Origin of the sequence: Pontibacter pudoricolor (genome assembly GCF_010092985.1) — a bacterium.
GTDB classification, from domain to species: domain Bacteria; phylum Bacteroidota; class Bacteroidia; order Cytophagales; family Hymenobacteraceae; genus Pontibacter; species Pontibacter pudoricolor.
Window position 1 is genome coordinate 953,854 of record NZ_CP048106.1, and the last position, 13,226, is coordinate 967,079.

Below are 13,226 nucleotides of genomic sequence, written 5' to 3' on the forward strand. Positions count from 1 at the left end.
ACCCGCAGCCTCTGGCCGCTTTAAACTATAGTCTATAGTTGCCTAAACTTAAAGTTATAGTATAAGGTGGCGAGACGCCACAAAATAGCTCACACTCGCGGGACGCGAGAGAGGGCAAAATATTTGTATGAAACGAACCTGCTATCCAAGGGGGCACTTTACAAAACATTCAAACTATAGCAACAAAAAAGCCCGGTACTTTTTGCACCGGGCTTTTATAGTTTAGTTGTTGTTTGGTTACAGCGTTTCGTCTAACCATTTAAAGAACTCACTCTGCCACACAATTGCGTTCTGTGGTTGCAGTACCCAGTGGTTCTCATCCGGTAAATATAACAAGCGGCTCTTAATGCCTTTCAGCTGCGCCAACTGGAATGCCTGCAGGCCCTGCTCTATACCAACGCGGAAATCCTGGCCACCCTGTACGATCAGGATCGGTGTATTCCATTTGCTGACATATTCGCTTGGGTTAAATTCTTTGTAGCTCTGCGGCGATTTGGTATCCCAGTAAGGACCTTTCAGCTCGTTGTTTGCAAAGAACATTTCCTCTGTCGTGCCATACCAGCTGCGCATATCAAACAAACCATCATGGGCGATGAACGTTTTGAAACGCCCGTCGTGCACGCCTGCCAACATAAACACCGAGTAACCGCCATAGCTGGCGCCAACTGCACCCAGTCTGTCTTTATCTACATAAGCTTCTTTGGCTACGTCGTCAATGGCAGCAAGGTAATCGCGGATAGGCTGTCCGCCCCAGTCGCCGCTGATCTGGCGGTTCCACTCGTCACCATGACCTGGCATACCACGTCTGTTCGGAGCTACAACAATATAGCCTTGCGCTGCTATCAGTTGCAGGTTCCAACGGTAAGAATAAGACTGTGTTAAAGCCGATTGCGGACCACCCTGGCAGTAAAGCAAGGTTGGGTATTTTTTATTCGGATCGAAATCCGGCGGATAGACTATCCACGAGAACAGGTCTTTGCCATCACTGGCTTTGGTAACACGTGGTTCCACTTTGCTGAGCGCCAGTTTGCTGTAAACCTCGTTGTTTACTGTAGTCAGCTGCGTTAGCTTGCCGGATTTAGTATATAAGCGGTATAGTTCCGGCGCATGATTCATGTCGGTACGTGATACTACCAGGTTATTTCCTGATTGGCCTACTATACCGTTCACATCGAACTGGCCTTTGGTTACCTGCCTGATGTTTTTAGCCGAGAACTTGTCCAGGTTTTTCGGAAGAGCAATTTCGTATAGTTGTATAGTTCCTTTAATAGGGGCTACAAACCAGATCTTGCTGCCATCCTTGCTCCAGGTAAACGAGTTTATAGTTTCGTCCCAGTCTTTGGTCAGGTTATACTTTTTACCGGATTTGGTGTCCTGTACCATCAGCTCATTCTGGTCAGCTTCGTTGCCATCTTCGTCCATAGCCAGCCACGCCATTTTTGTGGCATCTCCCGAAAAAGCAGGATTGGTATCGTAGCCTGGGTTGCCGTCTGTAAAGTTTGTTGTTTTACCTGATGCGATGTCGTAGCGGTAAATATCGGTGTTGGTGCTTACAGCGTATTCTTTACCGAATTTCTTCTTGCTTACATACAATATGGCTTTGCTGTCAGGGCTCCAGATCATATCTTCCGATCCACCGAATGGCATCTGCGGTGCATCAAAAGGCTCGCCCTTCATTATATCGGTTGGGTTGCCGATCTTGCCCTCGTTGTAGGTCGCAAAGAAAACGTGCTGAAACTTACCATCTTCCCAGGTATCCCAGTGGCGGTAGTTCAGGTCATCGTATACATAGGCGTTTGATTTTTTCAGCTTTGGATAGATGTCGGTGCTGTGCATTTTCTTCACTTCCACCTCGCGCGAGAAAAGTACATATTTTCCATCCGGAGAGAAACGCACATTGCTCAGACCACCTTCAAAATTAGTCAGTTGTTTTGGCTCGCCTTTACCACCGGTTAACTGCCATAGCTGGCCTTTGTGCAGGTAAACTATAGTTCCGGCTTTATCGATATGCACAACGCTTTCGCCACCTTTTGTAGAAGTAAGTTGCGTAGGCTGTCCACCAGTTACAGGAATAGCGTATAGGTTGCGTTCGCTACCATTCTCTTCCATGTTTATGTTGGTTACGCCATATATTACCGACTTACCGTCTGGCGTTATAGTTTCTGCCGACACCCGACCCAGTTTCCAGAGCAATTCAGGCGTCATGCGCTGTTGTGCCTGCGCCATACTTACAGCAAACACACCAGCCAGTATCAAGATCTTTTTCATACTTCAAATTTAAGCGAATTGCCGGGATTCTGAAATTATAGTTCTTTAAAGAGAATGCAGGAATTTGTAGTAACTAAACTATAGTTCACGTATATTTGCAGTAATGAAAGGCACAATGGCTCATATGCACCATCATCATGCACGAAGCAACAGTTTCGGAGCCGTATGCCTGTGGATTAGATAGAACTATAATCGTATATATCCAGAAAGCCTGACTCCGTAAAAGAGTCAGGCTTTTTTGTTTTTGTCTGAATCAGGATTTTCAGGATTTAAGGATGAATAGGATATAAACTATAGCTGGTGCGGATGTTACTTCCGTTCCAAGGTTTTAACTATAGCTCTTTCGGACTTCATAGTCCGAAAGCAACCTGTTGGGGACTTCTTAGTCCCCGTAACGCGGATTAAGAAATCCGCAGCAGTCAAGTTTCAGATTAGGAAATCCGAAACAGCATTTGAGAAGAAAAAAACAGTAAACAAGAACTATAGATGATGGCTGTAGCACTGCCACATTCATAATTCGTAATTCATCATTCATAATTAAAAAGATGGACTTAGTTATAGTTGATTACAAGGCCGGGAATGTGCAGTCGGTGCAGTTTGCGCTGGAGCGGCTGGGCGTGCAGGCTACCTTGAGTGCCGATGCAGAAACGATAAAAGCGGCTGATAAAGTGATCTTCCCGGGTGTGGGACAGGCAGCTTCGGCAATGGCACAACTGAAAGCCCGTAACCTGGATAAGCTACTGCCAACGCTTGAACAGCCCTTTTTTGGAGTTTGCCTGGGTATGCAGCTGCTTTGTCAGCACTCCGAAGAAGGCGATACTGATCTGTTGGGCATTATTCCGCTACCGGTAAAGCATTTCGTGACTGACCTAAAAGTACCGCACATGGGCTGGAACCAGCTGGAAAACCTGCAGACGCCGCTGTTTAAAGGATTGCAGGAGCAGGAGTATGCCTACTATGTGCACAGCTATTATGTGCCGCTTAGCGAGTTTACCATCGCCAAGACTTCTTACCCGGAGCCATTCTCGGCTGCGCTGAACTATAAAAACTTTTATGCCGCCCAGTTCCACCCCGAGAAAAGCGGAGCTGCTGGTTCACAGATCCTTAAAAACTTCCTTGCCTTATGATGGATATCATCCCAGCTATAGACCTGATCGGCAGCCAGTGTGTGCGCCTGACCGAAGGTGATTTTACACAACAAACAACCTACGACAGCAACCCGCTGGAGGTAGCCAAACGCTTCGAAGCCAGCGGCATTAAGCGCCTGCATTTAGTTGACCTTGACGGAGCGCGTGCCCGGAAACCTGTAAACCTGGATGTGCTGGAAACTATAGCTTCTAATACTGGACTAACTATAGATTTTGGTGGTGGTCTGCAGTCGGATGAAGCGGTTCAACAGGCTTTTGATGCGGGTGCTTCGCAGATCACGGCCGGTAGTATAGCAGTGCGCGAACCGGAAACAGTTAAAAGCTGGCTGTTAAAATATGGCCCGGAGAGGATCATCATCGGAGCCGATTTTAAAGGCACCAACATTGCTATTTCTGCCTGGACAGAAGAGAGTAAGTACTCGCTGCAGGACTTTATTTCGGGCTATGTGCAAACAGGAGCGCAGTTGTTTATCTGCACTGACGTAAGCAAAGACGGCAAACTCCAAGGGCCATCTACCAACACGTACCGCCACCTGAAACTGACGTTGCCTGAAGCAGAGATTATTGCCAGTGGTGGCGTGACAACTATAGCCGACCTGGAGGAACTGCAGGAAATTGGAGTAAAAGGAGCCATTATCGGGAAAGCAATTTACGAAGGCACCATTTCATTAAAAGATTTAGCGCGATTTATATGTTAACAAAACGCATTATTCCCTGCCTGGACATTAAGGATGGCCGCTGTGTAAAAGGCGTGCAGTTCGAGAACATCCGGGATGCCGGCGACCCGGTAGAACTGGCTAAATGGTATGCCCAACAGGGTGCCGATGAGCTAGTATTTTTGGATATTACAGCCACCAACGAAGGTCGCAAAACCTTTGCCGAACTGGTGCGCGACATTGCCCGCCACATCGATATTCCGTTTACAGTGGGTGGCGGCATCAGTGCTGTAGCAGACGTAGAAGTACTATTACAGAACGGAGCAGACAAAGTTTCTATCAACTCATCAGCTATTAAAAATCCGCAACTGGTAGCAGAACTGGCAAGGCATTTCGGTAGCCAGTGCGTTACCGTTGCCATCGATACCAAGTTTACCGAAGCCACCGGCTGGAAAGTATACACCCGTGCCGGAACTATAGAAACCGAACACGCAACTATAGATTGGGCCAGAAAAGTAGTGGATATGGGAGCAGGAGAGATCTTACTGACCAGCATGAACAACGACGGTACTAAAGCAGGTTTTGCGCTGGATATTACCAAAGCAGTATCAGAAGCAGTATCTGTACCTGTTGTTGCCTCAGGTGGTGCCGGAACAATGCAGCACTTTGCAGAAGCTTTTAAGGTAGCTAATGCCGACGCCGCTTTAGCTGCCAGTTTGTTTCACTTCCGAGAACTGGAAATACCAGATTTAAAACGTTTCCTGAAAGCACAGGGCGTGGATGTGAGGGTTTAATGGCTGAATCGTTGGTGGTTATCTTGTGTTGATTTTATAGTATCCACTATCTCTTTAAGCTCTTACACTTTCTAACTTTTTAACTTCTAAACGTTCTAACTATGTTAGATTTTGATAAAATGGGCGGATTGGTGCCTGCTATAATACAAGACGAGCAAACAAGCCAGGTGCTGATGCTGGGCTACATGAACCAGGAAGCACTGGACAAAACGAAACAGGAGGGACTGGTAACGTTCTTCTCCCGCTCCAAAAACCGCCTCTGGACCAAAGGCGAAACTTCCGGCAATACATTGCAGGTAGTAACTATAGTTGAAGACTGCGATAACGATTCGCTGCTCATAAAAGTAAAACCCAACGGCCCGACCTGCCATACCGGTAGCACAAGTTGCTTTGGAGAGGAAACTAAAGCCAAGAGAGTAAAAGCCATTCAGTTTATCGCGCAACTGGAGGAAGTGATCCAGCAACGAAAGGTTAATCCGGTAGAAGGTTCCTATACTAATTTCCTGTTTGATAATGGCATAAACAAAATAGCCCAGAAAGTAGGAGAGGAAGCCGTGGAAACTGTGATAGATGCCGTTGCCGGGAATACAGAAACGATGAAGGGCGAAGCTGCCGATCTGCTTTACCACCTTGTGGTGTTGCTGGCTGCATCCGGATTAGAACTGGCAGATGTGGTGGCTGTGCTTCAGGAGCGGCATCAGAAAAAATAAGTAACTATAAAAATAGCTGCAACTATAGTTTATACTTGCAGCTATTTTTTGTTTAGGGATTAGTTGAAAGCAAAGCGTTTTCGAAGGTGCCTGTAACCGTTACATCACACCTCCTCGGGTTAGGTGTTGGTGTTGTAAGGGTAGGATCAGGGATATCTTCCATGGTTAACTCATAGGTGCCGCTGATCAGGTTGTGCTGTTTGTTGTACTTAGTGATTTTCAGTTCACCACATATAACGTTGGCCTGGCTAAATTAAGCGCTTCCTGAGCCATCACCATTATCATAAATGTAAGTAGTTTTCGCTTTGCCGGTTTCCGGGTCGGGCAGCGATTTTAAACTATAGACACCAACATAGCCATTAAGCAGATCTGTTTCATCAATTTCAAATGCGATCTCATCCGGTTCAGCAGCTAAAAAAATGGTCAGTTTATTGTTCTCAAGGCTAATTCCGCTATTAAAATCAGCGGTGGTATAGTTTGCTTTTTTCATCTCCCGGGTGTCGTGGTACATAAGGGTGCGTTGCATGGCCAGTTCCATCTTCGGAACAACCACTTCCTTATCACCACTACCGCAGGAGAAATTTAACAAGGCCAGCGATGCCATGCCAAAACGAAGTAATGTCTTTCTCATAGATTTTTGTTTGGCAAAGGTTTAGCCAGGATTATGCCAAATATTCTATTTATTTAATATAAAATGATGAATGGCATCAGCCACTTCCCCGCCACGTTCTTCCTGCACAAAATGGCCGGCCTTATATTTTATCGTTTTAGCTTCCGGAAACTCCTGCTGCCAGCGTTCAAGAAAGTGTACTGGTAAAAGCTTGTCTTTCTCACCCCACAGTAACAGCTTATCTATAGTTCGCAGTTTTTCGTGCTGTTGCCATAGTTCATCAAAATAGGAGGATGATTCGTGCAGGGCTTTAGCAAATCCCCAGGTACCCATGCGGCTCCCTGAAGTAGAAAGTGGCTTCTGGTAATGTAATTTGATGTCTTTTGTCAGGTGTTTACCCTCGTGGTAGCCTTGTGGCAGCAGAAAGTTGGCAGAGAAACCCAATTGCAAATACAAAAATCTGCCCACACCACCAGCCATAAACCTGCTGATCTTCATGATCTTTTTCTCCTCTTCCAGGCTCCACATCCAGGTATTCAGGATCACGATCTTCTTAACATTTTCAGGGTGGCGCAGTGCATACCGTAACCCGATCGGACCACCAAAATCATGTACCACCAGTGTAATGTTCTTTAGCTGCAGATGGTCAATAAGCTGCTCCAGGTTATCGGCATGCGCTTCCGGGGTGTAAGCAAAGCCAGCTGGTTTAGCAGATAAGCCGAAGCCAAGATGATCAGGGGCAATGCAGCGGTAGTTCCGGCTCAGTGCTTTTATCTGTTGCCGCCATACAAACGACCAGGTAGGTGTGCCATGCACTAAAACTATAGGCTCGCCCTGTCCTTCGTCTACGTAATGCATGTTGCCGGCCGGCAGATCCAGGGTACGGTGCGCAAAAGGGTAGAGGATCCGGTCGAGCCATTTGGGAGAGTTCATAGTTCCTTTATCTATAGTTGCAGCTTGTTTAGTTAATCTCAAAACACAATTATCTTTTATACTTCATGATGAGTAAGGTGGCTACATCATCGATCGGATAATTTTCGTGGAGTAAATAATGTTGCGCCAGTCCGTCCAAAGAAGCAAAGTAAAGTTTGGCTTCCAGCTCCGGAAAGGGAATACCAGCCTCTATCAGGTTCTGTCTGATCTGGGTTTCTACGTAAGCTGTTTGCTCTTTCATTTCTGCACTCAGCCGTTGCACTACAGCCGATTGCATTCTAATGCCATGTATTAATTTCCAGAAGTCTTTCTTCTCTTTCAGGATCTTTACTGTCTGGCGGATGTGCCGTTCAATGGCTGTCATTTTTTCCCACTCAGGAGTAATCTGCTCAAATGAAACACGAACATCTGAAGCGCCTCGCCTGCAAATCTCAACCAGAAGTTCTTCCTTGCTTTTAAAATAATTGTACATCAATCCCAGGGAAATACCTGCCCGCTGGGCTATCGTTCTGATAGAAGTAGCGTCATAGCCCTGCTCAGAAAATAGGGCTAAGGCAGTGTCTATCATGGTGTTAATACTTTGTTCGCGTTTCTCCTGTGTGACTTTCATATTATGAATGAACGTTTGTTCATAAAAGTAGTTGCTTTTTAGGAAGATTCAAAAGCCTATCAGAATCTTTAAATAGGTAGGATGTGCTTCCTGGACTTAAATCTGCTCAACAAAGAGATGAGCCAACTTTACTTCTAAAACTATAGCGAGCAAGAGCAGACTTAACGGGTTTCTGTATTTTAATTAAGCTTCAGCAATTATAAGTTAGGGTGTATTGAAAGCTATAGGTTAATCGATCACCAGGCGTGGAATGTTGGCTGGAAGGCGTGTAAGCAACTCATAGTTTAGCTGTGTACTAAGTTCTGCAAAGGAGGCTACTGTTATGCTTTCGTCTCCCTGCGAGCCAAGCAAAACAACTTCATCATCTTTCTGCACCGCAGGAATATCAGTTACATCCACCATCATTACGTTCATGTTTACGATGCCGACTACAGCAGCGCGAACTCCCCTTATTAGTACATTGCCCTGGTTACTGAGCGTGCGACTGTAGCCCCAGCCATACCCAACCGGAATTACAGCCAACGTCATGTCGCGCTGTGTTTGATACGAGCTACCATACCCAACATATTCGCCTTTAGAAATGGACTTTATGCTCATGATGCGGCTTTTCCAGTTTATGAGACGACGCAAAGGGTCTTTTTTAAGCGTATGCTGGCTAAAATAATGACTATACGTTTCGGGGCTGGGCCAGAAGCCATATTGCATAATGCCGATACGAACCATATCCATGTGTGTTTCGGGGTACGAGACCATAGCAGCAGAACAGGCCGAGTGTAATTGTTTGGGAGTATGACTAGAGTTGATCAGTTGCTGCAGTAATTCCTGGAAATTCTGCTGCTGCATTATGATACGTTCGTGGTTCTGGAAATTTTCAGCTCCTGCAAAGTGAGTGCAAACCGCCATTAACGTTACATGCTCTTCTGTATCATCCAGTATTTTCCTTGCCTGTGCTGACGTAGTTTTGTCGAAGCCGGTGCGGTTCATGCCGGTTTCCAGTTCCAGGTGGATCTTTGCTTTTTTACCGAGCTTCCTGGCAACATCTGCTGCTTTGGTCAGCCGGTCGGGTTCAAAAACAAAGAACTCTATATCATTCCGGATCGCCCATTCAAGTTCAGGATCATCAATATATCCCATTATCAACGTGGTAGCTGGCCGGGGAAGTGACTGATGCAGGCGCAGAGCTTCGTCAGCACTAAAAACTGAGAAATGATCCACCCCACACTCCTGAGCCAACGTAGCAAACTGCTCGATTCCGTGTCCGTAAGCATTGCCTTTTACCACGGAAGAAAAGCGCACCCGCGGCCCGATCTCATTCCTTATAAAATTGATGTTGTTTTGTAAAGCGGTTTTGCTGATCTCAATGTAAGAGCTATGAAACATACTGCGTTATTTATTCAGAATCTGTTGGATGATGCCATAGAACAGGGCAGTTCCGGTTGGTATAAGCTCGTCCGGGAAGTCATAGTTAGCATGATGCAGTTGCGGCTGGTGAATGCCAGAACCTAGCCCGAAAAAAGCACCTTTATACCTGGCTATAAAGTGGCCGAAATCTTCTGACCACCTGAAAGGCTGTACGGCTTCCTGCACATCAAGTTCTAGGTCTGCGGCCGCCTGCCGAATTGATTGCACCTGTTCCGAATGGTTAACAGTGGCCGGAAAATCCTCCACAAAGTTGATGTTATAGGTGAGCTTATAGCTGGCTGCTATTTGCTGCACACATTGCTGCGTAAGCTCTTTTAATTTCTGCATATCAGCGGGTTGATAGGAGCGAAGTGTTGCCATAACGGTTGCAAAACCCGGGTTTGTTCCAAAAGCAACTTCCCCTAATCGTGCGTGTATCACCGTCAGTAACGCAAGGTCCTGGAACTGCTCTTTTTTCCGGATGATATCATTAAACGCAACTATAATTTCAGACATGGCCAACCCCGGATTTATACCGTTTTCAGGTTCAGCAGCGTGAGATGATTTTCCATGCAATTCAACGATCATTCCTGTAGATGCGGCAGCGAAAACATCTTCGCGAACTATAACCTGGTGCATGGGTTTGCCGGGTATATTATGTAACGCAAATACATAGTCAGGTTTTAATGCAGCTTTAAACCGAGCGTCCTGCAAAACAGCCCAGGCGCCGGCTCCGGTTTCTTCGGCAGGTTGGTAGAGTAAAATTACTTTTCCGCATGCTGGTCGTTGCTGCTGAAGCAAACTACCTAAAGCCGCAAGAATTGCCATATGCCCGTCGTGCCCGCACTTATGACTGGTGCCATCCGTTACCGAACTATAGTTTAGATTTTTATTGGTTTCAGAAATTGGCAAGGCATCCAGCTCCGCTCTGAAAAGAATAGTCGGGCCATTGGCATCCTTTCCAAAGAAAACAGCTGCTACACCGGTGCCACCTAACTGGGTGTATATTTTATCGGGATTATAGTTTTGCAGGTGTTTTACGATTCTCTTTGCTGTCTCTGATTCCTGACCTGAGAGCTCAGGATACTTGTGAAGTTCCTGGCGAAGTTTTACAAGTTCTGGAAGGTCTGATAATTCTTTATGCTGCATGACAGGTATAGTTGGGTTACAGGCTTTTTCTAAGGTACGGAAAATTAGGCAGAGGTTAAAACGATCTGTAAACCGGAACTATAGTTGCGCTTAACAGGCGACTGTCAACACTAGGCCGCCTTAAACGTTGGTAGTTTTGATCAGGAGCTTTCTGTACTTGGTGAAAATGCTTGATTTAGAAACAAAGCCAAGGTATTTCTCGCCTTCTACTACGGGCAGATTCCAGGCACCGGACTCATCAAATTTCTTCATTACTTCCGCCATGCTATCATCGTGCTGTACCAGTACCGGAGGCTTTACCATTAGCTCTTTGGTTTTCACAAGATCATATTTGTCGGCTTTAAACATGATCTCCCGGATATCTTCCAGAAGTATGATCCCTTCAAGTGTTCCTTTTGAATTTACTACCGGGAAGAGGTTGCGTCGGGAATGAGCAATTACTTCTACAAGTTCGCGTAAGGTCGCATCGGGGCTTACAGGTTGAAATTCAGTTTCGATCAGGTGCCTGATCTTCATGATGCGCAATACGGTTGTGTCTTTGTTGTGGGTCAACAGTTCACCTCTTTGCGCGAGCTTCTTTGCTTCCAGGGAGTAAGGCTCAAAATACTTTACTACCGCGTACGATGTAGCCGATACGACCATCAGTGGAATCATTAATGTATAACCACCTGTAATTTCTGCTATCAGGAAAATACCCATCAACGGTGCATGCATCACGCCACTCAGTATGCCGGCCATGCCTACCATTGTAAAACTATGGATGGGCACATTCCCCAGTTCAGTTAGGTTAATTAATTTCGAGAAAAAGAAACCTGCAAATGCACCCACGAACATAGACGGGCCAAAGTTACCACCCTTACCTCCGGAAGCCATCGTGAGCGTAGAAGCAATTACTTTCACCAGTGCCAGGGCTCCCGTAAAGCCTACTATTAACCACTCGTTGGTTCCAAAAAAGTTAAGCCAGCTATCTTTCAGCAACAGATCTGCATGGTCGCGCTGCAGCAGTTTTATCGATTCATAGCCCTGGCCGAAAAGAGGCGGGAACAGCATGATCAGCAAACCAAGGCATAAACCACCTATCAAAGCGCGTTTGTATACGTTTTCTGACAGTGGCTCAAATATGTTCTCTATCCAGTGTACAGTTCGGGTATAGTAAACCGAGATCAGACCCGTAAGCGCGCCCAGCAGCATATAAAAAGGAATATTGCCGGCATAAAACCCTTCCACATTGCCTACATAAAAAAGCAGATCTTCATCTAACGTCAGCGTGGAGCAAAGCGTACCTACTACAGCGGCTATCATTAGCGGAATAAAGGCAGCAATACTTATATCAGTGAGCAGAATCTCGACAGCGAAAAGTACGCCAGCAACCGGTGCATTAAATACGGCTGCTACACCTGCCGCCGCACCACAGGCAAGTAAAAGCGTTCGGTCGCGGTAGTTTAAGTGATAGGAACGACCAAAGTTAGAGCCGATAGCAGAGCCTGTAACCACAATAGGGGACTCCAAACCTGCAGAACCACCAAAGCCTGCCGTAATGCCGCTGGTAATCACATAAGAATACATCTTACTACGGCTGACGATACTTGACTTTTGAGCGATACTATAGAGAATTCCCGCTGTTCCTCCTTCAACTTTGCCCTTAAAAAAAAGCTGCACTACTACCACAGTCAACAAAATACCAATGATCGGGAGCACCACGAGCAGAACAGGTCGGTCGAACAAACGGCCACCGTAAGCGAGCATGATGTACAGATAATGCACTATTGTTTTGAGAATAACTGCAGCCATACCTGCCGTAAAGCCAACCAACGCACTGGAGATAAGCATAAAGTCGCGGCTGGAGGTGTGGCGGCGCAACCAGAGCAACGGTAATTTATACTTCTTTAGGTAGAACATGTAATATATGTACGTGATCAGAGACAGGTTAAAGCTACTGCAAAAGTAAACGTTGTGCCGGTTAAGTTCAAAATCTATAAAGTAAAGCCTCTTTCTGTATAAGTTTAACTTATATGCCTAAACCTGTCCATCGTATTTTCAGTTATAGTTTAGTTTGAAGGAGAAAATTAGAATGGCTCAGATAAAGGATTTAAGCGGATACCTGGTGCATACAGAGGCACATGGCCCCTTTGATATTATCGGGGATGTGCATGGCTGTTTTGATGAGTTAGTAGAGTTACTTCAGCAGCTTGGCTATCAGGTAAATTATGATAAAAAGGAAAGCAGGTTTAACGTTACGCCTCCTGATAACCATAAAACTGTTTTTGTTGGAGACCTGGTAGACCGCGGTCCTGACTCTCCAAAGGTACTGCACCTGGTAATGGACATGGTGGAGGCGAAACAGGCTTTTTGTGTGAGCGGTAACCATGACGATAAACTATACCGGAAGCTGATTGGCAGAAACGTCCAGGTTCGGCACGGACTGGAGTTTACGATGGAGCAACTCAGCCATTGCAGTGCTGCTTTTATTTTACGGGTTCGTGATTTTCTGGCTAATCTGCCGCACCATATTTTGCTGGACGAGGGAAGGCTGGTTATTGCGCATGCCGGGCTGGCAGAACACCTTCATGGCAGGCACAACCGCTCCGTACGTGACCTTTGTTTATATGGCCCCACTACCGGCGAAACGGATCAGCATGGCTTACCAGTACGGCTGGACTGGGCAGCAAATTATACCGGGCATGCTATAGTTGTATATGGCCACACACCGGTGTACGAGCCATGCTGGCGCAACAATACCATTAACATCGATACGGGTTGTGTATTTGGCGGAAAGCTAACTTCGTTGCTCTACCCTGATCATGTAATCACCTCTGTTCAGGCGCATAAGCTATACGCAGAATCTGTAAGGCCATTCGTGCAACACCGTGCCAGCGCCTGAAGCTTTAAAAAGCAGTGTTTTTGCTACATATCATACCCTTTCAAGAACATAGTTGGTCTCTGTCTG

Annotated in this window: 12 protein-coding genes; 5 read left to right on the forward strand and 7 right to left on the reverse strand. The window is 46.1% G+C overall.

Features of this window, described 5'->3' with window-relative positions; translation table 11 throughout:
- Positions 1 to 237: 237 nt before the first annotated feature.
- A complete protein-coding gene (locus tag GSQ66_RS04110; protein ID WP_162426297.1) occupies positions 238 to 2,268 on the reverse strand; it encodes a S9 family peptidase in 2,031 nt (676 codons plus the stop codon).
- Positions 2,269 to 2,813: 545 nt separating this feature from the next.
- Here GSQ66_RS04110 and hisH point away from each other — a divergent pair.
- From hisH to hisIE, 4 genes are all read left to right on the forward strand, one after another.
- Complete coding sequence (hisH, locus tag GSQ66_RS04115; RefSeq protein ID WP_162426298.1) at positions 2,814 to 3,395, forward strand: imidazole glycerol phosphate synthase subunit HisH; 582 nt, start codon at positions 2,814 to 2,816, stop codon at positions 3,393 to 3,395.
- Positions 3,392 to 4,114: a 1-(5-phosphoribosyl)-5-[(5-phosphoribosylamino)methylideneamino]imidazole-4-carboxamide isomerase gene (gene hisA / locus GSQ66_RS04120; protein ID WP_162426299.1), complete on the forward strand. Its 723-nt coding sequence runs from the start codon at positions 3,392 to 3,394 to the stop codon at positions 4,112 to 4,114. Before hisH ends, hisA begins: the two co-directional genes overlap by 4 nt.
- The gene (gene hisF / locus GSQ66_RS04125) at positions 4,108 to 4,866 is read left to right on the forward strand and encodes an imidazole glycerol phosphate synthase subunit HisF (RefSeq protein WP_162426300.1); all 759 of its coding nucleotides are present in this window, start codon (positions 4,108 to 4,110) and stop codon (positions 4,864 to 4,866) included. The genes hisA and hisF overlap by 7 nt, the downstream gene beginning before the upstream one ends.
- A 101-nt stretch (positions 4,867 to 4,967) precedes the next feature.
- A complete protein-coding gene (hisIE, locus tag GSQ66_RS04130; RefSeq protein ID WP_162426301.1) occupies positions 4,968 to 5,576 on the forward strand; it encodes a bifunctional phosphoribosyl-AMP cyclohydrolase/phosphoribosyl-ATP diphosphatase HisIE in 609 nt (202 codons plus the stop codon).
- Positions 5,577 to 5,829: 253 nt separating this feature from the next.
- Here the strand turns inward: hisIE and GSQ66_RS04135 are convergent, their stop codons facing one another.
- From GSQ66_RS04135 to GSQ66_RS04160, 6 genes are all read right to left on the reverse strand, one after another.
- Positions 5,830 to 6,207, reverse strand: coding sequence for a hypothetical protein (locus GSQ66_RS04135; protein WP_162426302.1), 378 nt, complete (start codon positions 6,205 to 6,207; stop codon positions 5,830 to 5,832).
- A 45-nt stretch (positions 6,208 to 6,252) separates the two neighbouring features.
- Entirely contained in the window at positions 6,253 to 7,161 is a 909-nt protein-coding gene (locus tag GSQ66_RS04140; RefSeq protein ID WP_238395802.1) for an alpha/beta fold hydrolase, read from the reverse strand.
- 7 nt (positions 7,162 to 7,168) lie between these two features.
- Positions 7,169 to 7,729, reverse strand: a complete 561-nt coding sequence (locus tag GSQ66_RS04145; protein ID WP_162426303.1) for a TetR/AcrR family transcriptional regulator — start codon at positions 7,727 to 7,729, stop codon at positions 7,169 to 7,171.
- A 228-nt stretch (positions 7,730 to 7,957) separates the two neighbouring features.
- Positions 7,958 to 9,109 (reverse strand): alanine racemase, encoded by a 1,152-nt coding sequence (alr, locus tag GSQ66_RS04150; protein ID WP_162426304.1) that lies wholly within the window; start codon positions 9,107 to 9,109, stop codon positions 7,958 to 7,960.
- A 6-nt stretch (positions 9,110 to 9,115) separates the two neighbouring features.
- Complete coding sequence (locus GSQ66_RS04155; protein WP_162426305.1) at positions 9,116 to 10,279, reverse strand: amidohydrolase; 1,164 nt, start codon at positions 10,277 to 10,279, stop codon at positions 9,116 to 9,118.
- 120 nt (positions 10,280 to 10,399) lie between these two features.
- The gene (locus tag GSQ66_RS04160) at positions 10,400 to 12,178 is read right to left on the reverse strand and encodes a chloride channel protein (RefSeq protein WP_162426306.1); all 1,779 of its coding nucleotides are present in this window, start codon (positions 12,176 to 12,178) and stop codon (positions 10,400 to 10,402) included.
- 172 nt (positions 12,179 to 12,350) lie between these two features.
- Here GSQ66_RS04160 and GSQ66_RS04165 point away from each other — a divergent pair, with 172 nt between their 5' ends.
- Positions 12,351 to 13,160 carry a metallophosphoesterase gene (locus GSQ66_RS04165; RefSeq protein ID WP_162426307.1) on the forward strand — a complete coding sequence of 270 codons (810 nt, stop codon included), beginning with the start codon at positions 12,351 to 12,353 and terminating at the stop codon, positions 13,158 to 13,160.
- Positions 13,161 to 13,226: the final 66 nt, after the last annotated feature.

What these genes read in the sequence shown, in the direction of transcription:
- GSQ66_RS04165 (WP_162426307.1), top strand. Translation starts at nt 12,351, where the DNA reads ATGGCTCAGATAAAGGATTTAAGCGGATACCTGGTGCATACAGAGGCA.
- hisIE (WP_162426301.1), top strand. Translation starts at nt 4,968, where the DNA reads ATGTTAGATTTTGATAAAATGGGCGGATTGGTGCCTGCTATAATACAA.
- hisH (WP_162426298.1), top strand. Translation starts at nt 2,814, where the DNA reads ATGGACTTAGTTATAGTTGATTACAAGGCCGGGAATGTGCAGTCGGTG.
- hisF (WP_162426300.1), top strand. Translation starts at nt 4,108, where the DNA reads ATGTTAACAAAACGCATTATTCCCTGCCTGGACATTAAGGATGGCCGC.
- GSQ66_RS04135 (WP_162426302.1), bottom strand. Translation starts at nt 6,207, where the DNA reads ATGAGAAAGACATTACTTCGTTTTGGCATGGCATCGCTGGCCTTGTTA.
- GSQ66_RS04110 (WP_162426297.1), bottom strand. Translation starts at nt 2,268, where the DNA reads ATGAAAAAGATCTTGATACTGGCTGGTGTGTTTGCTGTAAGTATGGCG.
- alr (WP_162426304.1), bottom strand. Translation starts at nt 9,109, where the DNA reads ATGTTTCATAGCTCTTACATTGAGATCAGCAAAACCGCTTTACAAAAC.
- GSQ66_RS04155 (WP_162426305.1), bottom strand. Translation starts at nt 10,279, where the DNA reads ATGCAGCATAAAGAATTATCAGACCTTCCAGAACTTGTAAAACTTCGC.
- GSQ66_RS04160 (WP_162426306.1), bottom strand. Translation starts at nt 12,178, where the DNA reads ATGTTCTACCTAAAGAAGTATAAATTACCGTTGCTCTGGTTGCGCCGC.
- GSQ66_RS04145 (WP_162426303.1), bottom strand. Translation starts at nt 7,729, where the DNA reads ATGAAAGTCACACAGGAGAAACGCGAACAAAGTATTAACACCATGATA.
- hisA (WP_162426299.1), top strand. Translation starts at nt 3,392, where the DNA reads ATGATGGATATCATCCCAGCTATAGACCTGATCGGCAGCCAGTGTGTG.